This window comes from Gloeocapsopsis crepidinum LEGE 06123 (assembly GCF_015207655.1).
Classification (GTDB): domain Bacteria; phylum Cyanobacteriota; class Cyanobacteriia; order Cyanobacteriales; family Chroococcidiopsidaceae; genus Gloeocapsopsis; species Gloeocapsopsis crepidinum.
On record NZ_JADEWN010000027.1, the window covers coordinates 1 to 22,055 of the forward strand.

Annotated in this window: 24 protein-coding genes, 1 tRNA gene and 1 pseudogene; 13 read left to right on the forward strand and 13 right to left on the reverse strand. The window is 42.2% G+C overall.

Annotated elements, in window-relative coordinates:
- Positions 1 to 191, forward strand: a pseudogene (locus tag IQ230_RS12225) (photosystem II q(b) protein); the annotation flags it as partial.
- A 198-nt stretch (positions 192 to 389) separates the two neighbouring features.
- Here IQ230_RS12225 and IQ230_RS12230 read toward each other — a convergent pair.
- Both IQ230_RS12230 and IQ230_RS12235 read right to left on the reverse strand, forming a co-directional pair.
- Complete coding sequence (locus IQ230_RS12230; protein ID WP_193932271.1) at positions 390 to 1,040, reverse strand: glycoside hydrolase family 24 protein; 651 nt, start codon at positions 1,038 to 1,040, stop codon at positions 390 to 392.
- A 106-nt stretch (positions 1,041 to 1,146) separates the two neighbouring features.
- The gene (locus IQ230_RS12235; protein WP_193932272.1) at positions 1,147 to 1,806 is read right to left on the reverse strand and encodes an SDR family oxidoreductase; all 660 of its coding nucleotides are present in this window, start codon (positions 1,804 to 1,806) and stop codon (positions 1,147 to 1,149) included.
- A 167-nt stretch (positions 1,807 to 1,973) separates the two neighbouring features.
- Between IQ230_RS12235 and IQ230_RS12240 the strand changes: the two genes are divergently transcribed.
- Positions 1,974 to 2,636, forward strand: a complete 663-nt coding sequence (locus IQ230_RS12240; protein WP_193932273.1) for a DUF1997 domain-containing protein — start codon at positions 1,974 to 1,976, stop codon at positions 2,634 to 2,636.
- A 197-nt stretch (positions 2,637 to 2,833) separates the two neighbouring features.
- On the opposite strand, the gene IQ230_RS12245 is transcribed toward IQ230_RS12240, so the two are convergent.
- Positions 2,834 to 3,298 (reverse strand): DUF4079 domain-containing protein, encoded by a 465-nt coding sequence (locus IQ230_RS12245; RefSeq protein ID WP_193932274.1) that lies wholly within the window; start codon positions 3,296 to 3,298, stop codon positions 2,834 to 2,836.
- Between the two features lie 228 nt (positions 3,299 to 3,526).
- Here IQ230_RS12245 and IQ230_RS12250 point away from each other — a divergent pair, with 228 nt between their 5' ends.
- Positions 3,527 to 4,822, forward strand: coding sequence for an ankyrin repeat domain-containing protein (locus IQ230_RS12250; protein WP_193932275.1), 1,296 nt, complete (start codon positions 3,527 to 3,529; stop codon positions 4,820 to 4,822).
- 211 nt (positions 4,823 to 5,033) lie between these two features.
- On the opposite strand, the gene IQ230_RS12255 is transcribed toward IQ230_RS12250, so the two are convergent.
- Entirely contained in the window at positions 5,034 to 5,186 is a 153-nt protein-coding gene (locus tag IQ230_RS12255; protein WP_193932276.1) for a hypothetical protein, read from the reverse strand.
- 361 nt (positions 5,187 to 5,547) lie between these two features.
- Here IQ230_RS12255 and IQ230_RS12260 point away from each other — a divergent pair, with 361 nt between their 5' ends.
- Complete coding sequence (locus IQ230_RS12260; RefSeq protein ID WP_193932277.1) at positions 5,548 to 6,399, forward strand: Kelch repeat-containing protein; 852 nt, start codon at positions 5,548 to 5,550, stop codon at positions 6,397 to 6,399.
- A gap of 10 nt (positions 6,400 to 6,409) precedes the next feature.
- Here IQ230_RS12260 and IQ230_RS12265 read toward each other — a convergent pair whose 3' ends face one another.
- The 5 genes from IQ230_RS12265 to IQ230_RS12285 form a co-directional block, all read right to left on the reverse strand.
- The gene (locus IQ230_RS12265) at positions 6,410 to 6,823 is read right to left on the reverse strand and encodes an acyl-CoA thioesterase (protein WP_193932278.1); all 414 of its coding nucleotides are present in this window, start codon (positions 6,821 to 6,823) and stop codon (positions 6,410 to 6,412) included.
- Between the two features lie 6 nt (positions 6,824 to 6,829).
- Positions 6,830 to 9,715, reverse strand: a complete 2,886-nt coding sequence (gcvP, locus tag IQ230_RS12270) for an aminomethyl-transferring glycine dehydrogenase (RefSeq protein WP_407646646.1) — start codon at positions 9,713 to 9,715, stop codon at positions 6,830 to 6,832.
- A gap of 171 nt (positions 9,716 to 9,886) precedes the next feature.
- The gene (gcvH, locus tag IQ230_RS12275) at positions 9,887 to 10,276 is read right to left on the reverse strand and encodes a glycine cleavage system protein GcvH (RefSeq protein ID WP_193932280.1); all 390 of its coding nucleotides are present in this window, start codon (positions 10,274 to 10,276) and stop codon (positions 9,887 to 9,889) included.
- Positions 10,277 to 10,395: 119 nt separating this feature from the next.
- Positions 10,396 to 11,538, reverse strand: coding sequence for a glycine cleavage system aminomethyltransferase GcvT (gene gcvT / locus IQ230_RS12280; protein WP_193932281.1), 1,143 nt, complete (start codon positions 11,536 to 11,538; stop codon positions 10,396 to 10,398).
- A gap of 94 nt (positions 11,539 to 11,632) precedes the next feature.
- Entirely contained in the window at positions 11,633 to 12,466 is an 834-nt protein-coding gene (locus IQ230_RS12285) for an EamA family transporter (RefSeq protein ID WP_193932282.1), read from the reverse strand.
- A gap of 245 nt (positions 12,467 to 12,711) precedes the next feature.
- Between IQ230_RS12285 and IQ230_RS12290 the strand changes: the two genes are divergently transcribed.
- The 9 genes from IQ230_RS12290 (at position 12,712) to IQ230_RS12330 (ending at position 18,203) form a co-directional block, all read left to right on the forward strand.
- Positions 12,712 to 13,203, forward strand: a complete 492-nt coding sequence (locus tag IQ230_RS12290) for a thiol-disulfide oxidoreductase DCC family protein (RefSeq protein WP_193932283.1) — start codon at positions 12,712 to 12,714, stop codon at positions 13,201 to 13,203.
- Positions 13,200 to 13,820 carry a DUF938 domain-containing protein gene (locus IQ230_RS12295; RefSeq protein WP_193932284.1) on the forward strand — a complete coding sequence of 207 codons (621 nt, stop codon included), beginning with the start codon at positions 13,200 to 13,202 and terminating at the stop codon, positions 13,818 to 13,820. Before IQ230_RS12290 ends, IQ230_RS12295 begins: the two co-directional genes overlap by 4 nt.
- A 450-nt stretch (positions 13,821 to 14,270) precedes the next feature.
- Positions 14,271 to 14,606, forward strand: coding sequence for a cation:proton antiporter subunit C (locus tag IQ230_RS12300; protein WP_193932285.1), 336 nt, complete (start codon positions 14,271 to 14,273; stop codon positions 14,604 to 14,606).
- The gene (locus tag IQ230_RS12305) at positions 14,603 to 16,030 is read left to right on the forward strand and encodes a cation:proton antiporter (protein WP_193932286.1); all 1,428 of its coding nucleotides are present in this window, start codon (positions 14,603 to 14,605) and stop codon (positions 16,028 to 16,030) included. The genes IQ230_RS12300 and IQ230_RS12305 overlap by 4 nt, the downstream gene beginning before the upstream one ends.
- On the forward strand, positions 16,027 to 16,413 hold the full coding sequence (locus IQ230_RS12310) for a Na+/H+ antiporter subunit E (RefSeq protein ID WP_193932287.1): 387 nt from the start codon (positions 16,027 to 16,029) through the stop codon (positions 16,411 to 16,413). The genes IQ230_RS12305 and IQ230_RS12310 overlap by 4 nt, the downstream gene beginning before the upstream one ends.
- Entirely contained in the window at positions 16,410 to 16,667 is a 258-nt protein-coding gene (locus IQ230_RS12315; RefSeq protein ID WP_193932288.1) for a hypothetical protein, read from the forward strand. Before IQ230_RS12310 ends, IQ230_RS12315 begins: the two co-directional genes overlap by 4 nt.
- Before the next feature lie 6 nt (positions 16,668 to 16,673).
- Entirely contained in the window at positions 16,674 to 16,958 is a 285-nt protein-coding gene (locus IQ230_RS12320; protein ID WP_193932289.1) for a monovalent cation/H(+) antiporter subunit G, read from the forward strand.
- The gene (locus tag IQ230_RS12325; RefSeq protein WP_193932290.1) at positions 16,945 to 17,544 is read left to right on the forward strand and encodes a DUF4040 domain-containing protein; all 600 of its coding nucleotides are present in this window, start codon (positions 16,945 to 16,947) and stop codon (positions 17,542 to 17,544) included. The genes IQ230_RS12320 and IQ230_RS12325 overlap by 14 nt, the downstream gene beginning before the upstream one ends.
- The gene (locus tag IQ230_RS12330) at positions 17,541 to 18,203 is read left to right on the forward strand and encodes a Na(+)/H(+) antiporter subunit B (RefSeq protein ID WP_193932291.1); all 663 of its coding nucleotides are present in this window, start codon (positions 17,541 to 17,543) and stop codon (positions 18,201 to 18,203) included. Before IQ230_RS12325 ends, IQ230_RS12330 begins: the two co-directional genes overlap by 4 nt.
- Positions 18,204 to 18,381: 178 nt before the next feature.
- Here IQ230_RS12330 and IQ230_RS12335 read toward each other — a convergent pair whose 3' ends face one another.
- The 4 genes from IQ230_RS12335 to hisF form a co-directional block, all read right to left on the reverse strand.
- Positions 18,382 to 19,980, reverse strand: a complete 1,599-nt coding sequence (locus IQ230_RS12335) for an alpha/beta hydrolase (RefSeq protein ID WP_193932292.1) — start codon at positions 19,978 to 19,980, stop codon at positions 18,382 to 18,384.
- A gap of 850 nt (positions 19,981 to 20,830) precedes the next feature.
- A tRNA-Ala gene (locus IQ230_RS12340) sits at positions 20,831 to 20,903 on the reverse strand.
- Positions 20,904 to 20,976: 73 nt separating this feature from the next.
- Positions 20,977 to 21,171, reverse strand: coding sequence for a hypothetical protein (locus IQ230_RS12345; protein ID WP_105220622.1), 195 nt, complete (start codon positions 21,169 to 21,171; stop codon positions 20,977 to 20,979).
- A 78-nt stretch (positions 21,172 to 21,249) separates the two neighbouring features.
- Complete coding sequence (gene hisF / locus IQ230_RS12350) at positions 21,250 to 22,023, reverse strand: imidazole glycerol phosphate synthase subunit HisF (RefSeq protein ID WP_193932293.1); 774 nt, start codon at positions 22,021 to 22,023, stop codon at positions 21,250 to 21,252.
- Positions 22,024 to 22,055: the final 32 nt, after the last annotated feature.

Below are 22,055 nucleotides of genomic sequence, written 5' to 3' on the forward strand. Positions count from 1 at the left end.
ACGGGTTCAACTTCAACCAGTCAGTGATTGACTCGCAAGGTCGCGTGATTGGAACATGGGCAGACGTGCTCAACCGCGCTAACTTGGGCATGGAAGTGATGCACGAGCGCAACGCTCACAACTTCCCGCTTGACTTGGCTTCCGGTGAAGTGACTCCAGTTGCTCTTACCGCTCCTAGCATCAACGGTTAATCCTTCATTTGAAGCTTAACTAAAATTAAAGCGCCTCTTTCATCGGGGCGCTTTTTCAGCATTTGGTATTTGATCTGATTAACCTGTGACAACGGTCGACATAAGTTAAGATGCTATAGAAAATCAGAACCAGCTTTTGATCCTGATCTCTGAATCGTAGGTCTGCGCGATCGCGTGTCTTTTGATCCTTGACCCCTGCTATATTTGAGCAATAGCTTTTAATTCTTCTTGCAGCATTTTCTGATAGACCTGAGGTAAATGCTGTGTCATGACATTGTCTTCAATACCGTAGCCTAAGCTTGTCCAAGTAGGAGAAAGTAGCCTGAGTACGCGATCTATGTTTCCTTGGCGAAGTAATGCTGCAATGTCAGTTCCCCAAGCTTGGCGATCGCTTAACCAAGCGTAAACAACAGCATCTTGAAATTCTGGCTGGAAACTATACGATCGCCAAAACATCAAGCCTGGTGGTTGAGGATGATATTGCTGTGCCTTTTCTTTCCAGGTTGTATTGAGCATTTGATAGCGTCCAGCTGCAGTAGAACAGTTGCCTTGATTTGGACCTGTAACAATCGTGATACACTTCTCTGGATGACTGCTCAAATCTTCAACGTGCTGACCGCCATAAAGAATTGTGTAGGGCTGGGGATGATTAGATTCGCTTGCTGATATTGTACGCATCAAAGCACGAAGGTAAGGATCGCCGCCATCCATGACTAATGGCGGAAGATAGCCTGTGGTGAAATCAATTTTAGGCGATCGCCTCACTTCTGGCTGTCGATGATGTACTAAATAACCTAGTGCCAAAACAGCAGTACTGCTTGCAATCAAACGTTTCCAAGACTTACGCATTTGCACAAAAAATCAACGACAAAAAATGAGAGGGCAGTAAAAACTGCCCTTATATTAAAGTCAGAGGAAGATCGCTTGCTGTATGTTCCTCTTTGACAAAATCGCTTTAACCAACACTCGCAAAGAGTTCTTGAAAGCTTTTTGCTGAGGCTTCTGGCTTAGCGACAACTTCCACAACTTTATTTTTTGATTCAGGATTAAACAGCGCCTCAACGCATACCTGTGCTACTTTGGTGCGTGGAATACTACCATCAAACAACGTATCCGCAGCAGACATGACAATTGGATTAGAGTTATCGTCATTTTTCAAACCGCCTGGTCGGACGATAGTATAGGTAAGACCACTTTTTTGTAGATACTCCTCCGCCTGCTTTTTCCACACTAAGATTAGCCAGAACAGATTTAGAGGATGAAACAGTTGAGAAGTACACAAGGAAGAAACAAAAACAAAATGCTCTATGCCATTAGCCTTAGCAATATCTACTAAATTCTTTGTTCCTTCGTAGTCTACTTTGTAAGGTCCAGTGGGGTCAAAACTAGGTTTAGCGCCCGTTGCACATAGTAATACAGTGCTGTCTCCTACCGCAGCACGAAGACTATCTGGCTGCAAGACATCACCGACTACTAACTCAGCCTCAGCCGGTAAAATCGCTTTAGCTGACTCTACATTCCGAACCAAGGCGCGCACAGGAATGTTTCTTTTGACTAATTCTTGGACAATTCTGCGACCTGTCTCGCCTGTTGCCCCTGCTACAAATGCTTTCATTTTAAAGCTTATGCTGAATAAACGAACAATTTTTCGAGGAGTTTAACTAACTCTCGATCTCAATTGTAGTTTTGATGAACCTTGAGATAAGCTGCACAATGGCAGAGAAACTCTAAGCCCGACTTGGGAATCCTAAATACATAAGTCAAATTACAAAGGATGCGTTTATGCTGTCGAGCAATGGTGAATATAAATCTACTAGAAATGGGCAAGTGCATTGGGATGCACAATCAACGCTAGCAGAAAGTGACTATTCACATACTGATTCACCAACACGCTTTCATGGAAAGTTTACTGACTGCATGGAAATGTATGCCTCTGCTGATGCAGTCGCAAACTACCTCAATGCTCACCAAGGCTGGTTTTGCCGCTGCGCTCAGCCAATGAAGGTAGATTTTGTCAAGGAAAATGCATATGCATTGACGATTGGTCGTATTGGCTCGTTTGGCTATGAAGTAGAACCTAAGGTTGGCTTAGAACTTTTGCCCCCAAATGAAGGCATTTATCGCATTCAGACAATTCCAGTTCCGAACTACACTGCCCCTGGTTATGATGTAGACTTCCAAGCAATGATGGAACTTGTAGAAGCAGCCCCCGCACCCAATACAAAAACAATGACACGCGTTGAATGGGAGCTAGATTTGGCAGTTGCAGTTCATTTCCCGAAATTTGTTCAACGTTTACCAAAATCGCTCGTTCAAAATACAGGCGATCGCCTACTAAACAACATCGTCAAACAAGTGTCGCGTCGTCTAACCTATAAGGTTCAAGAAGACTTTCATAAGTCGCTGGGTTTACCTGTGCCAACAAAATCAAAAAGGGCAACTTGAAGTGAAACATAAATTGTTTTGGTTGGTAATTGGCGAAGCCGCCGCACGCCACCCGTGGTTTCCTAAGCAGAACGGCGGTAAAGGGTAAACGCTGTATATTACCCTTCACCATGTACGATTAGTTACATCAGCTCTATTTAATTTATGTTTAGAACTAAGGATTTGAGACTTTCACATCGAAGGCAGCAAGTTTCTACTTATCGCTTGCTGAGGATGTTTTGGATGATTTGTATGCCACTGACTGCTTGCCAACTAAATAAAGCGAGTAAAGCAGAATTTAAGACAATGTGGGTGTAACGTGCCCAGTTCTGACCTTTTTGCATAAATGGTGAGAGGCTGGCAGAAACTGCAATCATCCCTGTCATGCCTAATCCTACTAATAAGTGAGGTCCAAGAAATAGCTTTTGATTGTTGATGTAGGTAACACCCATCGCTGCTAGCGTACCTATCACCATGAGTGCTAAGATGACCGAACCAATTTGGTAGTGTTTAACGTTGTATCTACCTTTAATCAACTCTTTTTTAACTTCACCCTCGGCGTAGCGTGTCCGTCTTACTTGTACACCTAAATACAGCGCATAAAATGAAGCCGCAAGTAAGCCCCACATCAAAACAGGGTGGATGAAATTTAGCCAGAATTTAACTTCTTGTGAAAGTTCCATTGCGTTCTCATCTGTTAATAAACTTGATAAAACTTAGCATAAGTTGTTTTAGAAATTTGACCAATGAGTAATTTATCCCAATGCAGTAGTGAGAACTGGTAATCGGTACTTAGATAGAGTATTTTGCTACTACCTGGTCTGCAATCTAGTGGTGTTTCATCGCTCATCTATTCAAAAGTTGCATTTAGCGATACACTAACAATGCCTTCGATGAGATGATGCTTGAACATGACTGCAACAAAAGACATCTCATTAATCAAGGCGGCTAAAAGTGGTGACATTCAACAAGTCCATGCACTCCTGAGTGCGGGTGCAAGTGTGAATGCTAGTGATGCCGATGGTACAACCGCCTTGATGTTTGCTGCTCAGCGCGGCTATAACGAAATTGTACGACTGCTACTCGTTAATGGGGCTGATGTAAATCGCCCAAGAAAGCTTTACAGTTTAACGCCACTGATGTTAGCTGCAGCGGCAAATCAACTGGATATTGTGAAAACGTTGCTAGCGCATGGTGCGGATGTCAATGCGATTAATGAAGATGGTAGCACTGCATTGATGATCGCTGCGCTCAAAGGTTATGCAAACATAGTACGTGTATTACTAAATGCTGGCGCTAAGGCTGTTATCCGCGATCAAGATGATGATACTGCCCTCAAGCTTGCTGTGCAGCAACAGCACGTTGATGTAGTTCAAGTGCTACTAGCTTCTAGAACACTCGATGTTAATCTCCAAGACGAGCAAGGTGAGACAATATTAATACAAGCTGTCGATCTGGGTGCAACTGAGGTAGTACAAGTACTGCTAGACGCAGGAGCAGATCCAAATTTGAATATTGAGGGAGGTAGTCCGTTAGCAGCCGCAGCCGCAGGAGGTTATATGGCGATCGCTTCAGCGTTACTTAATGCTGGCGCTGAAATTAATGCTCAAGATCAAGACGGAGAAACGCCACTCCATTTAGCAGCTGTTGAAGGACATACAGAAGTTGTCCAGCTTTTGCTGAGTCGGGGTGCTGATGTAGAAGCTAGAAATTGTCTAGGTGATACGCCTTTAATGGTTGCAGTGTTACACGGACATAGCTCAATTGTTCGTGAATTGTTACAAATATGCACATCAGATAAAGCTCTACTCAATATCACAACCTTAGGTGAAACGCCGCTAACACTTGCTGCGACTCAAGGACATACCGAGACAGTACAGCTATTACTCAACCACGGTGCTGATCCCAATTTACCTGCTGATGATGGAAAAACCGCATTGATGAAAGCCGCTGATCGAAATCACATTGAGGTCATTGAGTGTTTACTGAAATCTGGAGCGCAAGTCAATCTCCAAGACAAATATCATGCAACTGCCTTGATGTGGGCAGCCCACCGAGGTTTTACTGATGCAGTAGCAATACTGCTCAAAGCAGGCGCAGATGTCACATTAAAAAATACCGCAGGCTACACTGCTTTAATGCTTGCAGAATTTAATGGATATAAAAATGTTGTGCGATCGCTTAAAACAGCAGGTGCTCAAGAATAGCGATCGCCTTTGTTGTAGGACTAACAACAAGAGAGTTTGGCACGGTTTTTGCACTAATGATATTTAGATAACGAAAATCGCAAATATCATAGAAAATCAAAAATGAGTACGCACACAAAAATTCTATCTTCTCAAAAAACGGGAGTGTTTATTATTCTTACAGGCTTAATCGCAGGTGGCTTAACTTTAGGAACGAAAACTACAACAATTGCTAAGCCTCGGCAAAGTGAAACAGGATGACAGCAATTCCAAAAATCACAATTCGGCGAGCGCGTAACAACTGCGATATACCTAAATCTTGATGATGTTCGCCTAAAAATTTAGGTAATTGAATATACAGGACAACATTGTCTTGTTGCTTCAATAAAGAGAAACTTTAGCGTTAATAGCGCTTATTAGGTATAAAGATAAAAGCTTGCATAGCTATTAGTTAGAGATAATGCGTTTTGTACAAACACTTATTTATACTTTAACTATTTACCATAACTTTTCAAGACCTTATTTACCTATTCTTAACTTAAGAGCAATCTAATATAGCAGTAAAAATATCTATAATTTCTGTAAAAACTCAGTGACAGACTATAATGCGTTACTTTAAAAAACAGCCTATAATCTTAGCATTTATCATAATTATTTTTGTAGTATTAACTACACTTAAATCTTTAGCTGCAACTGAAATTAAATGGACTACGGTTGCACCTTCTCCGGTGGGAACTGGAGAGGCAATGAGTGCAGTAGTCGGTGGTAAATTATATCAATTGGGCGGATATACTTCTAATTGGAGACCAACAAATCGCGCGGATGCATACGATCCAGCAACAAATACCTGGAAGCGACTTGCAGATATACCAGTAAGAATTACGCACGCAGGAGTTGCAGCTGACCCAGGAAATATTTACTTAGCAGGTGGGTATGTTGGTAAGCCTGAAGGTGGACAATTATTTGCGACAAGAAAAGTTTTACGCTACAACATTGCAACGAATACTTGGTCTGAAATGCCACCATTACCACAAGCTAGAGGAAGCGGTGGATTTAGTAATTTGAAAGGGGAATTGCACTTCTTCGGTGGAGCAGATCTTAATAGAATTGACCGTGGCAATCATTGGGTACTAAAGCTTAACAATCTCGCTGCTAATTGGCAACCAGCAGCGCCTTTACCCAATCCACGATCGCACTTAGGAGATGCAATTGTCAACGGCAAGATTTATGCGATCGGCGGGCAGCATAGTTATGATGACTACTTAACGACACAAAATACCGTCCATGCTTGGAATCCTGCAACTCAGCAGTGGACGAAAGTTGCTAATCTACCGCAAGGTCGTAGTCATATTGGGGCTGCAACTTTTGTCGTTAATGGAGAAATATATTTAGTTGGTGGCGAAGTTAAACACGAGATGGCAGTTAATAAGGTAACAGTGTACAATCCTAAAACTAATTCATGGCGTGAGTTAACGCCATTACCTACTAAACGCCACTCAGGAGTTAGTGGTTTTATTAACGGTAATATTTACTATTCTTCAGGCGCTCCAGCTTTCAACAAAACAGTGTACCGAGGTAGATTTCAGCTTGTAAATTAGGAAAATTCCTTCAAGAATGTTGCATTTGCACAAAAGCATCTAATAACACGTCAGGAATTGGTCTAGGGCGCATTGTCATTGAGTCTACCCATACCCATAAGGCTTCAGCTGTTACTAATAAGTGATCGTTGCCATGTTTGCGAATTTCATAGCGTCGAATCGCACGCGTACCGCGCATTTCTTGCAACCAAGTACGAACTTCTAGAGTGTCACCAGCGATCGCCGGACGAAGGTAATCAATCTCAATCCGGCGCATCACAAACACACCACCGAGTTGACGATAAACATCTAAAGAAAAACCAAGATGTTCTAAATGTTCAATCGCGGATTGTTCAAGGTAATGTTGATAGACTGAGTTATTGACATGACCCAGAGCATCCATTTCATAATGGCGTACCCGTAATTGTGTTGTAAATGGTTGCATACTTTATTACTCTTCACTATACGCTTCCATTGGTAAACACGAGCAGACGAAATTGCGATCGCCATAAGCATTATCAATGCGTCCAACGGTAGTCCAGAATTTGTGTTCGCGAGTTTGTGGTGTAGGATAAGCGGCTTGTTCGCGTGAATAAGGATGTTGCCAATCGGAAGCGATCAAAGTATCGGCAGTATGCGGGGCATTTTTCAAAACATTATCATGCATATCTACCTTACCTGCCTCAATTTCCGCGATTTCTTGGCGAATTTGAATCATTGCCTCACAAAAACGATCCAATTCTGCTTTTGATTCACTTTCTGTTGGTTCTACCATCATTGTGCCAGCAACAGGCCAAGAAACTGTTGGTGCGTGGAAGCCGTAATCCATCAAACGCTTGGCAATGTCGTCTACCTCAATTCCGGCAGATTTCTTGAGCGATCGCAAATCTAAAATACACTCGTGCGCAACTAATCCTGATTTGCCCTTATATAACACTGGGTAGTAAGGTTCTAAGCGATGGGCAATGTAATTAGCATTGAGAATCGCGACCTTAGTTGCTTGCGTTAATCCTGCTGCACCCATCAGCGTAATATACATCCAGGAAATCGGTAAAATACTGGCACTACCCCAAGGCGCAGCAGCAATCGCCCCGATACTTTGTTCGTCACCAATCTCCACCACCGCATGACCTGGTAAAAACGCAACAAGATGCGCTGCGACACCAATTGGTCCCATTCCTGGACCACCACCACCATGCGGAATGCAGAAAGTTTTGTGTAAGTTCAAGTGACACACATCCGCACCATAATCGCCAGGACGACAAATTCCGACTTGGGCGTTCATATTTGCCCCATCCATGTAAACTTGTCCGCCGTGGGCGTGGATAATCGCGCAAATATCCTTAATTTGTGCTTCAAAAACACCATGTGTTGAAGGATATGTCACCATTAAAGCCGCAAGTTCGTGACTGTGTTTTTCAGCTTTTGCTTGCAGATCGTTAATGTCAATATTGCCTTGTTTGTCACAAGCGATCGCCACGACTTTCATCCCCGCCATCACTGCACTTGCGGGATTTGTCCCGTGGGCTGATTCTGGAATCAGACAAACATTTCGATGGGCTTCACCGCGACTTTCGTGATATTGACGGATGACAAGTAACCCCGCATATTCTCCTTGCGCGCCCGCATTTGGTTGTAGGGAAATTCCGGCAAAACCTGTGATTTCAGCTAAAGCTTGTTCGAGTTGTGCAAATAAGATTTGATACCCTCTGGTTTGGGACAATGGTGCGAATGGATGAATTTTGCAAAATTCCCACCACGAGATTGGTAACATTTCGGTAGTCGCATTCAACTTCATCGTGCATGATCCTAAAGGAATCATCGATGTTGTCAGCGATAGATCCTTAGCTTGCAATCGGTAAATATACCGCAGCATCTCGGTTTCAGCATGGTAGCTGTTAAATACAGGATGCGTTAGATAGCGACTAGTGCGACTAAACGGTTTGATACTCTCAAATGCCGATTGAGGAGTTGCTAATTCTTCTAGCGTAAAAGACACTTCACTTCCAGCAAAAATTTGCCATAAATCATAGAGTTCAGCTTCTGTTGTTGTTTCATCTAAGCTAATCGCGACCGCACTTTCATTAATAGTTCGTAGATTGATTTGCTGAGCTAAAGCTGCTTCAATGATTTCTGCGACACGTTCTGGTTCAAGGTTTACCCGCAGTGTATCAAAGTAGTGTTCTGAACTAACGGTATAGCCTAAATGCTTCAGACCTTCAGCCAAAAGGGCTGTTAGCTGATGAACTCGTTGGGCGATATTTTTCAAGCCTTGCGATCCGTGATAAACCGCGTACATTGATGCCATAACCGCTAATAACACTTGGGCGGTACAAATGTTACTAGTTGCTTTTTCCCGACGAATATGCTGTTCTCTAGTTTGTAGTGCAAGACGTAGCGCTGGCTTACCATGAATATCTTTTGAAACACCAACAATTCGTCCTGGTACTTGTCGCTTGTATTGCTCTTTTGTTGCAAAATAAGCTGCATGAGGACCGCCGTAGCCAAGGGGAACGCCAAAACGCTGAGTACTCCCAATCGCGATATCAGCCCCAAATTCTCCAGGCGGCGTCAGTAAACACAGGCTTAAAAGATCGGCTGCAACTGTGATTAAAGCCCCTACTGTATGGGCTTGTTCGACAAAACTACGATAATCGTAAATTATCCCGTCACTCGCTGGATATTGTAGCAACGCACCAAAGACAGAATCATCCCAAGTAAACGTTTGATGGTCGCCGACAACAATTTTAATTCCTAGCGGTACAGCGCGAGTTTCAACAACTGCGATCGTTTGCGGATGGCAATCTTGGGAAACGAAAAAGGTATTTGCTTTTTGCTTACACAGCCCATAACTCATCGCCATCGCTTCGGCTGCTGCTGTTGCTTCATCAAGGAGTGAGGCATTGGCAATTTCCAAACTTGTTAGATCAATAATCATTGTCTGGAAATTCAGTAGTGCTTCTAGTCGTCCTTGCGAAATCTCTGGTTGATAGGGAGTATAGGCAGTGTACCAGCCTGGATTTTCTAGAATATTGCGTTGAATGACAGGTGGGGTAATGCAGTCGTGATACCCCATGCCAATAAATGAGCGAAATACTTGATTTTTCGAGGCGATTTCTTTTAGTTTAGCTAAGGCTGCGTATTCACTCTGCGCTGGTTCTAGCTGAAGCGATCTATTGAGTCGAATTGCCTGCGGTACAGTTTGGTCGATTAAAGCATCAAGCGTTGCCAAACCCAATTCGTCAAGCATTTGTTGAATTTCTTCCGGCTTAGAACCAATGTGCCTTTGTGCGAAAGAAAAAGATTCTTGTGCTTCTTCTACCAGCTGCTGACGAATTGAACCAGTACTAGAGCTATAAGCTACCACAGACTGCTCTCCAGACACGACTTCTTCTTCATATTCTGCAACATTATTTTAAATAACGAGAACTAGGGACAGGATAATTATGCAATTTCATGACTTTTTCATACCTCAATCTTTCAATCCCTAGCCTGATTTAATCTCTAACTACTCACCCTCTACTTGTGCCTGATACTCATCCGCAGACATCGTATCATCAAGTTCACTAGGGTCAGTTATTTTTACTTTTAACAACCAACTTTCGCCATAGGGGTCATCGGCTAACTGTTCAGGTGCCTCTACTATGGCATCGTTACACTCTACTACTGTACCGCTTACTGCGGCGTACAAGTTCTCCACAGCCTTCACCGACTCAATTGTGCCAAAGCTTTCTCCTTTCGTGATGGCATCACCAACTTCTGGCAATTCTAGAAACACAATGTCACCTAGTTGATCTACAGCAAAGGCGCTAATCCCAATTGTGGCGATATCGCCATCTAACCGTACGTACTCGTGAGAATCTTGATATTTTAAATCGCTGGGATATTCCAGTGCCATATGTAACCTCAACAATAAAAAGTTTTGATACTTAGTACTTTCTACAGCATGCATCATCAAGCTGTAGAGTGAGCATTTTAGTGCTAGCGCTCATTATTTCATAAAAATCTGGGACGATTTTAAGTTAATAGCCGCGTTTTTGAACGATAGAATGGACGTTTAACAACGATCGCTGGATATAGTTTCCCGCGAATCTCAACGTCTAGCTGCTGTCCTAATTGACTCAAAGAAGTAGGAACATACGCCAAAGCAACTGGATAACCCAATGTAGGCGAGAGTGTACCGCTTGTGATTTCGCCCACAACTTTCGAGTGCGATAGCACTTGATAGCCATGACGCGCTATGTTTCTACCTTCAAGACACAACCCGACTAGTTTGCGTTGAACTCCATGTGCTTTTTGTTGGGCAAGAACTTCACGCCCAATAAAGTCCTCTTTCGTGTCTAAATGAACTAGCCAGCCCATGCCAGCTTCTAGAGGTGTGGTTGTTTCATCAATATCTTGTCCGTAAAGCGCCATTGCAGCTTCGAGTCGCAGCGTATCACGCGCACCAAGCCCGCAGGGAATGACACCAGCATCGTAGAGCGATCGCCACAATTTTATCCCTATCTCTGAATCAACCATCACTTCAAATCCATCTTCTCCAGTGTACCCAGTTCGCGCCATAAACCCAGGTTGACCGAGAACTGTTGCTTCAAGATGACCAAAAGCTCTAATCTCAGATAAGTCTTCTTGAACAAATTGTTGTAGAGTGGCAGCAGTTTGAGGTCCTTGCACAGCAATTAAAACTTTTTCTGAAGAGACATCGTGCAACTGTACTTGCTCTGAATCAACGTTTTGCCAAATCCATGCTTTGTCTTTATTGGTAGTTGCAGCATTGACAATCATCACGCCCCGCTGTTCTCCTGCATCTTCCCCTTGGTAGTAAAAAATAATATCGTCAATAATTCCAGCTTGGGAGTTTAACAAGACAGTGTATTGCGCTTGACCTGGTTGCAGGCGTTTCAAATCCGAAGGGACTAAACGCTGTAATTGAGAAATTAACTGCTTCCCGCGCAAGATGAATTTACCCATATGGGAAATATCAAACATTCCTGCTGCAGTTCTCACCGCTTGATGTTCTTTACTAATACCAACAAACTGCACCGGCATTTCCCAACCACCAAAGCTAGTTAGTCGGGCTTTAAGTTCGAGTGCAAGTTGATACAGAGGCGTTTGAGCTAACGGTAGCACTTCTGAAATTAACTCTTCTTGACTAGCCACAGACAACCCATTAAGTTACTAAATATCTTATTATCTCGAACTTGGCAGGCAAGACGCCTACCTCCCAGCTAATCATATTAATTTAGTGAACTCCTTAAGCACCAGACGACTTCTTAATTGATACACCAGTATTTAGCCAAACGCCACATAAAATCATTGCCCCACCCAATACAGCTAGCGGCGAAAGTAATTGCCCAACCAGGAAAATAGCAAAAATTGCCCCACATACTGGTTCAATCATGGCGACTAGGGTTGCCACACGTGCCGGAATCTTACGTACTCCCCATAAAAATAAACCAAAGGGAACAACAGTTCCTAGTAAAACAATATATGCAACTGCAGCTAAATCCATAGCACTCAACTCAAGAATTTTTTGCCAGGGAGTGAACGGTACACTCAGAAAACTACCGACTCCCATCCCCAGTCCTAATACTGTTAACGGGTGTGCGTGCATTCCCATTCCGAGATAGGAAAAAGTAGCGAATAAAAAAGCCGAAGCTATGCCATAAGCTATTCCCAATCCTCCTGCAAGCCCTTGGGGACCTACTACTAAAAAATACGCTCCCACAACTGCAAATCCCAATCCAAATAATTTCGGTCGAGACAAACTCTCTCCACGAACCAAAGCGTATAAAGTTAGTAATACTGGAGCCATATACTGTAAAAATAGCCCAGTTGCCACACTTGATAAATGAATTGCTAAATAATAGCTAACTTGAGTCAGGGTTAATGCTAATCCGATCGCAAAAAGGCGCGGTAACTCTTTATGACTTGGCGGCAAGCGCCATATGAAGGGCAAAAGAACTAAAAAACTCCCGAAAAAGCGTAACGGAACCAGAATTGCAGGTTCTAGTGTTCCTCCCATTAAACGCCCAGCTAACGCCCCAGCAAAGCCCCATAGCAGTGCAGCACACAATACTTGAATCATTTAATTGCAGATACCCTTATTGCCATTGATGCGATTGAGGTAAAGCGATTCCTACTGTAACGTATGAGAGATAGACTTATTTTCTCGTTGCAACCCCTTAATTTACATGAAGTAGCAGCTAGACAACTATCAGCACAATTAGCAATGAGCTACTATCTGTTAGCTCTTAACTTTAATTAAGTTAATCTTTATTTATTTTTCTTAAAATAGAAGTATTGGTTTGAAAATAACTTGAGATCTACTTCATGTCTGCATCAAACATCCAATCACGCGAATTGACAGCAAATCAACAGGTATCTGATTCAACATCTTGGAAGATTAAGTTACTGTATGATGGCGAGTGCCCATTGTGTTTGCGCGAAGTCAACTTTTTGAGGAAACAAGATGCTGGTCGCGGGCTTGTAGCATTTGTAGATATTGCAGATGAAAATTATACCCCTGAAGCACATGGCGGTGTAGATTTTGAAACTGCGATGGGGCGGATTCATGCAGTAATGCCTGATGGCAAAGCTATCCAGAATGTAGAAGTTTTTCGCCGAGTTTACGAAACTTTAGGGATGGGATGGGTTTACGCTATTACCAAGTTACCCATCATTGGTGCTTTTGCCGATATGCTCTATGGCATTTGGGCTGACTGGCGGTTGCGACTTACTGGAAGACCAGACTTAGCAACAATTGTTGCCGATCGCCAAAAGCAGTTAGAATGCAAAACACAAGGGCGCTGCCAGATTAAATGAATTATTTTGATGCCCGACAATACGCGCCTGCAACTCTTCGCAATCGAGAACCAATTCTCAAGGTTCTACTCGAAGTTTTGCCACCGACAGGCACAGTGTTAGAAGTCTCTAGTGGAACCGGAGAACACGCTGTTTTTTTTGCACCGCAAATTTATCCACGTAAGTGGCTGCCGTCCGATCCTAATCCAGTAGCACGAGCTAGTATCATGGCATGGAGCAAACATGCTCCTGCCGAAAATTTATATCCAGCGATCGCTCTCGATGCTTGCGATCCAGTTTGGACGGTTGAACAACAATCACGAGAAATTGTTGCGATCGTCAACATTAATATGATCCACATTGCGCCTTGGTCGGCTTGCTTAGGATTACTTGCAGGTGCAAAGCGAATTCTTTCCTCTGGTGGTATTTTGTATCTCTACGGACCTTTTAAACAAGGCGGTCAACATACAGCAGAGAGTAATGTTGCCTTTGATGCAAGTTTGCGCGTTCAAAATCCAGAGTGGGGCGTCCGGAATTTAGAAGATGTCGTAGAAGTAGCCGCAGCAGAAAATCTTTCGTTGATCAAAACTGTCTCTATGCCAGCCAATAATCTTTCCATAATTTTTCGGAAGATGTAATGTAAAATTGCGATCGCTCTGAGTGAGACTAACGCTTTAGCAATGAGAAATCCTATCATAACCATGTTAGATTTCTATGGCACTAAGACTCGTCAGAATGGACGGGATCAAGTATTATCAAATTAATTTCAACTTCATATTTACTTAATCATTTGCGATTTGCCTACACACCATCAGGTTTAGTTAGTGCGATCGTCATTTGAGATGAAACACGATCGCTGCGAGCGATCGCGGTTAAATCCGCTGTGTTACCCAATCAAGTATCGATGAGGTGCTGTTAAAGGAGCGCTACTATGCTGCATTTGAAGAGATTTTTAGATCAGCAAGTGGTGTTTTTGTGTCTTAATCTCAGCTTGATAGGATATCAATGCAGCAACCCAAAATAATCTCTTGTTTAGCAAAAACATTCAAAAATAATTACAACCACCCCTTACCCAAACAACAATTCCCGTGTTAGAAGCATGTATACTCGCAACAATATTATGTGGATTTTTCGGCATTATTTTTAAAAAGAACATAATGATGAAGATCATCTCAATGGATGTTATGAGCACAGGAGTCATTGCCTATTATGTGCTAATCGCATCGCGAGATGGCTTGTTTACACCTATTTTGGCAAATACTCAAAAAGGTGCTTACGCCGATCCAGTTCCTCAGGCAGTGATATTAACAGCGATCGTTATCGGCTTTTCGATTCAAGCTTTAATGCTAGTCGGTGTCATGAAACTAGCACAAGACAACCCGACTTTAGAAAGCAACGAGATCGAGAAGAACAATATGCCATGAATACTCTGACAATTGCCTGGATCGCTTTATCACTGTTTATGGGGTTCGTCATTTATTTACTCCCCAAAGTTGACCGATACCTTGCACTGAGTGTGGCTGTTGTTTCGCTGGGATATGCATTGCAGATATTTGGAGAACAGTCGCCCTTAACACTGCAATTGTTAGATAACTTCGGTGTCACTTTAGTAGTCGATCAGTTAAGTGGCTACTTTATACTAACCAATGCACTAGTAACAGCAGCAGTCATTATCTACTGTTGGCAGGACAAAACGGCGTTTTTTTATATGCAGACCATCATTCTGCATGGTAGCCTGAATGCCGTATTTATTTGTGCAGATTTCATGAGCCTTTATGTGGCATTAGAGGTGATTGGAATTGCTGCATTTCTTTTGATTGCCTATCCGCGAACGGAACGCTCAATCTGGGTTGCTTTACGTTATTTATTCGTCAGCAACACGGCAATGCTGTTTTATTTAGTAGGCGCAATCTTAGTTTACAAGGCAAATCACTCGTTTGCTTTTGCTGGTTTAAGTGAGGCACCAACTGAAGCAGTTGCCTTAATTGTTTTAGGATTATTAACAAAAGGAGGAGTCTTTATCTCAGGTTTGTGGCTGCCGTTGACTCATTCAGAATCAGAAACACCAGTATCGGCATTATTGTCAGGAATTGTCGTCAAAGCAGGAGTATTTCCTCTCTTACGTTGTTCGCTGCTTGTTGATGATGTATATGCGATCGCCCGAATTTTTGGAGTTGCCGCAGCATTATTTGGTGTATTCTATGCAATTTTAGAAAAAGATACTAAGCGCACGCTGGCATTAAGTACACTTTCACAGTTGGGCTGGATTCTCGCTTCACCAGAAGCAGGAGGCTTGTATGCGCTGGCACATGGCACAGCAAAATCAACGCTATTTTTGATTGCGGGGAATTTACCAAGTCGCAACTTCCAGCAACTGCAACAACACAAAGCGATTAATCCTGTGCTGTGGATTGCTTTAACTATAGCTGGTCTTTCGATCTCAGGTTTTCCTTTGTTTGTTGGTTTTGGCGCAAAGATACTAACACTGAGTTATTTACCTACTGCTTATGCAACCGCCATGAACATCGGGGCTGTAGGAACAGCGATCGTGTATGCTAAATTCATCTTTCTCCCGCGTGGAGGACAAGAGAAAACCCGCTTTGGTTTATCGCTAGCGGCAATTCTGACGATTAGTGCGTTGCTGTTGGCAAACATTGCCTACTATCAAGCTTATACCGTTGCAAATATTGCAAAAGTACTTGCCATTATTGCTACTGGTTGGGTGGCATATCTCCTAGTTTTACGTCGTGCCGAGCTTAAACTACCACGTGTGCTTGAGCAATTTGAGCATCTGATTGGTGGTATGAGTTTGATGTTGATATTGCTGTTTTGGATGGTATTTGCATGACTGGATATCTCAATTTGATATTGCGACTCGTTATCTGGTTTCTCCTCACTGCCAACTTCAGTGTAGTTAACATCATCATTGGTGTGAGTGTGGCATTGCTTTTGCCCCATAACCATAGATCCCGTGCGGCATTAAAAGATTGGCTCCGGGCGCTAGGTGAGATTGTCGTGGCGATTCCACAGGCATATATTGAAGCTTTTGAAATCATGCTCCGTCCGCACACTCAAGAGGAAGTCACTATGGAACGCGTGCCACCGCGACGGACACCTGGACTCATCTTTCTCGATATATTCCTGATTACCTTTACTCCCAAAACGATTGTTTTGAAATATCACGAACACGGCTGGTACGAAGTCCACCGAGTGCGGCGGAGGAAAGCATGAATCTGGTAATAATGGCAATGATTTTAGCGCTGCTCATACCAATTTACGAAGCGTGGAAGAACGATGAAGTCTGGCAACGGATGTTGGCATTTGCCAGTATCGCAACCAAAACAGCAATTATGGCACTCGTGATTTCTGTCTTGCGCGACGATTGGATGATCGGAATTGTCGCCGTGATTATCCTCAGTGTCGGAAATGCTGCATTAATGCTGCTGGCTCACGTCATCAAAAGAATAAATGATGTCTCAAATTAGTAATCTATGCTTAACGTATTAAGTTATACCTGTATAGGTTTAGGAATTATTTTTTGGTTTTGGGGAACCTCGCATTTACTTGGCAACCGCTCAATTTTATTTAAACTACATAGTCTTTCAGTTTCAGATACTCTTGGATCGATGAGTATCATCATCGGACTACTTATAAAAATACCCAGTGAATGGCCTTTGCTGATTCTCGCGATTATCTCTTTAGCAATTTGGAACACTGTGCTGGGATATGTCTTAGCCTACTGTTCTAGTAGTGGAGATAACTATGAACGAGAATGATCTTTCTGTCTATGTCATTACAGCACTGCTGCCATTGACTGCATTTATGTTGATATTTCAGGTCAATCCCTACCATGCCTTAGTTATGCGTGGCATTTTGGGAGCAATAGCAGCGTTAGTGTATGCGGTTTTGGGAGCTGCAGATGTGGCTTTAACTGAAGCATTGGTAGGTACAATGCTGGCAATTACACTTTATGCAGTTGCAGTACGTTCATCACTTGTGATGCGGCTTGGTATCCTTAAAGATTTGAGTACACAGGGCGAACGCCAATTTGAACAACTATTAGACGATTTACGCATAATCTTGGGCAAACGTCATATGCGACTTGAGGTATTTCCTTACACAGATATGCAGTCATTAGATCAAGCACTGATTGAGAAAGAAGTACACGCAGTATGCAGCCAGCGATCGCAACCACAGTCTGACTTTGAACAAGACTATGCAGCCTGTGAAAATGACAAACTATGCTTTCATACTGCCGTCAGGGTGCAACGCCTCTACGAAATTATGCAAGCTGAACTTACATCGCCAGGCAATATTCTTACCTATGTCAAGCCATCAGGCTCAAAGGAGGAGCATTCATGAAATGGGTCTATATTGCGGCGGGAATTGCACTATTTATCAAAATGCTGCTGATACCCAATCCAGCACTGAATTTATTAGATACTTCAATTGTAGAATTGGTTGTTCGAGATAGTGGTGTACCCAATGCAGTGTCGGGTATTATCTTCCGAAATCGCTTGTATGACACGATCTTTGAGGTTGTAGTATTTACAATTTCTATCTTGGGTGCTTATTTTCTACTGGCTAATGAAAAGCCATCCACCAAAATTTATCAGTTTACCGATCAACCATCGATTGTGTTAGCACGTTTAGGTGCAACCATTGCTGCATTAGTCAGTATTGAACTGGCAATTCGGGGACATTTAAGCCCAGGTGGTGGTTTTGCCGCTGGAGTAGCAGGTGGAACAGCGATCGGTCTAGTTGCAATTACCTCATCATCAGAGTGGATGCAGGCACTCTACAAGCGCTGGCACTTTGCTACATGGGAAAAAATTTCGATTTTGATTTTTATTGGGCTAGCGGTGATTACTTTGTCTGGTCTAGAATTACCACACGGAGAATTAGGCGCACTTGTGAGCGGAGGAGTTATTCCTATTCTCAACATTCTAGTTGCTGCGAAAGTTGCGTTAGGTTCGTGGGCTGTAATTTTGCTGTTTATTCGTTATCGTGGGTTGTTGTAAAAAGGGGAAGATAGAATCAAAGTTTTAAATTTTGACTTTTGAGTTAACTCCATTCATCATCTATAACTCCACACAGCAGTAAATCTATTCCTTAACAATTTACTTCTACAAGCTTGGAGAAATCTTGAACTGCATAACTGTCTTGAATTACCCAACACTTGAGGTAACTTAATGGGAATTATGTCTTAGCAATATGAGTGGTTTGATTATTACAAGTCTCAATCCAGGCTATCTGATGCTTTTTGAGTTCCATATTTAAGTTTGGTGGTAATTTTGCTTTGCCAGAAAGTGCTACTAAGTAAATGAGATCCAGGCAAAACTTTCCACGAAAGTAGCCACCATGAGAGTCAATTTGACCAATTCCTAGAAAATGACAGATCGAGGTTGCTGTGTAATTGAGTAAATTTGTGATGGAATTATTTGCTGTCAGTACACTTAAGCGCCGTCCCTGCAAACCCGAATTAGTAACTAACTTATCTTGATAATCAGTACAATCAACGACTGTAAAAAACTGGTATACATCACTTGTAGAATAGAAAGGCTTCTCTGTAAGATTAATGTTACGGGTGAATGCACGAACACCAAGATCTTTATCGCTAACATTTATCATGCCATAAGAGCGGTTTTTAGTGAGTGTAAGATTCCCAAGTCGATAGCCACCGATCCGAGAAGCCGAGGGAAAAACGAAGTAGTTCGCCACAGTTGAAGCTAGACGCAGCACCATGTCTGCATCATTAGTAAACAGGTAAGCTTCCTTAAAGCGCGGCAAGCAACTTTTTAGAAAGTTGGAGTGACCTGTAGTAATTGCCCAAATGGGAATATCTGGCGATGCCAGAATCAGCGACTTCAAAGTAAAGAAATGTCCAATTTTGCTGAGTTCTACGATTTCCTCAGCAGTTAAAGATCTTTTAGTGTCTGTACCGCCAAAAGGACCATCAGTCGTCTTCCACCGCATAATTGCAGACGGATCAAAAATATCGGAGAGAATGCGAATCATCTGAGTTGTCACAAAGCAACCCATACTATGTGCAACAAAGCTGAGATTGACAACTCCAAAAAACTCAGGATCTGACTTTAAGTGTTCCGCTGCTTCAGGAGAATGAAGTGCCTTTTCCTGAAGAATCTCTTGTAATATCACATGTAACCAACGTACTAACTCAACAGCATCAAAAACACCATGATTGGCAGCGCGATCGCGATCTCGAAAATAGACAACGAGGCGTAGAGCAACTAAACACAATACTAAACCTCCTAAAATCAAACCTAATGAATACAGTAGAGTTGCTCTAAACACAAATATTAGGGCTACTGCCCCAATAAGAAGTAGCTGTAGCATTAGTGGCATTGCTCGTAACCAATCAATCCATTGAGACTTAAGAACTGATTCTGATGGCCAAGAGAAGTTAATAAAAATCACAAAATCATCAAAATATTTACCAGAAGTATCTGCTTGAAACTTGCGTTCTAAAGGTTCGTAAGTATTCTTTTCAAAATTTTCAAGTGGAACGTTATATCCATGAATATCTAAAATGATACTGATTTTTTCGAGGATATTTTGTCCCGAGTTCTCCCATTTAGATTCAATAAATTTTTTTAGAGTTTCTTTAAGTTGAGCTAGAGCATTTAGAGAATAAGAATAATCTGAAAACAGATCTTCACGGTATTGGCTCTCAGCATTATTAGGAACTGTACTACAAATTAAACAATGAGCAAATGTTGTACCATTTTGGTTGTAGCGCTTAATAATTAGCTGAGGATGTTCTGTTGGTTGATTCATCTTGCTTTACTACTCTTCAAAGTACCTCTTTGAGCTGAGATTTAAGTCCGTCTGAGTAGTAGAGTACATTGCACAATGACACTGAGATATTTTTTACTGATTACCAAAGCAAACGGTGAGTGTTGCTAGCTATAGGTACACAGTACTTAGCGTTAGCTTATTTGTTAATCTAGTTCAGTAATTATTATGCAGCTCTACGATAATACTTCTATACCTACGTCATAAATAGACTTAGAAATATATTGACTTGTTGTCTCACAGTAAATCAAATACCAAATACTTCAATATAATTCTTGCTCTTTTTAGAAAATGAAAATGAAATTGTTGTCCTAATTAGATAAGAAAGCTTGTAAAGTACAGTGAAACTTTTCAATCTAGATAGTTTTATCTCTTTCTTTCTCTATAGCTTAGTGACGTTTGATTACACTAGCTGATGCTATTAGTGTGCTTTTGCCGTTTAATATGGTGGGCTGCTCATGTGAATATTGCTCTAGCTACTAGTCAGTTCGACAGCAAATTTACCATCTAGTATTTTCCATCACGAGATAATCCGACTTTTTCGGAATTGGAATACAAAACTTTACAGTACAGTTATATTATTTGAGTACCGTTTAAAATCACTTTTGTTGTAGTCATCTTTCTTAAAAAGATGAGAATGTAGGGCAATTAAGCGATCGCAAATTAAAAATTAAGTGAATTATTTTAGGAGTAGTGAGTAAGTTAGCAGTAAATCACGAATGCTTCTTTTCACTACTTGATGGAATTGCACCATGTTTTAGTCATGCAATGCTCAGTAGCATCCCTGTCCTCATAAACATTGCAAATATCTATATTGCACTAACTTTAATAATGGAGCTAAGCGGATTCGAACCGCTGACCCCCTCAATGCCATTGAGGTGCTCTACCAACTGAGCTATAACCCCTTGAGCGTTTTGTATTATGGCTGAATTATCGATAAATTGTCAAGTTTTGCTTGCTGTGGTTGATTTGGTATGATTACCCTGACGCACTCATGAGGTAGGTTATACAGTTACCCATGAGAAAATAAACAACTAGCATTGCTGCGGCTGCAAGTGCTACTAGCGTTCCTGCTAGCATCAAAGAAAACTCTTTACGATAAAAGGCTTCTTCCATTAAGTGCAGTGACCAAGCCACTAGCGCTACATCAAATATGAGAATTGGTATCAGCATTCTTAAAAAGTTAATTCTTATTCATATATCTTAACAAGAAAATTTACAATACGCTTGCAACCAAATATGAGTTAATTCTTAAGCTGTGACTCTGACTGGACACCCGCGATCGCGCAAGTAATCTTTGATTTCTTTAACGCTCAATTGTCCATAATGTAACAGTGAGGCAAGTAAGGCGGCTTCGGCTTTACCTTCGGTGAGTGCGGTATGAATATGTTCGCAGTTACCAGCCCCTCCAGAAGCAATCACAGGAATCTCAACTACCGAAGCGATCGCCCGCGTTAACTCCAAGTCATATCCAGCTTGCGTGCCATCAGCATCCATACTCGTGACTAGTAATTCGCCTGCGCCTCTTTGTGCGACTTCTTTTGCCCAAGAAAGCGCATCAATGCCAGTGTTTTCGCGTCCACCCCGTACATAAACATCCCATCCAGGGTTAGCTGCGTCTTGCCTCCGTCGTGCGTCTATAGCAATGACTATACACTGATTACCAAAGCGATCGCTAGCACGGTCAACGAGTTCAGGTTGCCTTACAGCAGCAGAATTGATACTTACTTTATCTGCGCCGGCTCTTAACAAACTTTTAATTTGTTCTAAGGATTGAATACCACCACCAACAGTGAGGGGAATGAACACCTGTTCTGCTGTGCGATACACCACATCAATAATGATGTCGCGGTCTTCATGAGTTGCTGTAATATCAAGAAACACGAGTTCATCTGCTCCAGCAGCATTGTAAACTTTGGCAAGTTCAACAGGATCGCCCGCATCTTGTAAATTAACAAAGTTAATTCCTTTTACTACTCGCCCCGCGTTGACATCCAAACACGGCAAAATTCTTTTTGCTAACATTGCCTGCTCCTGAGTTAGTCGTGTAACGATCA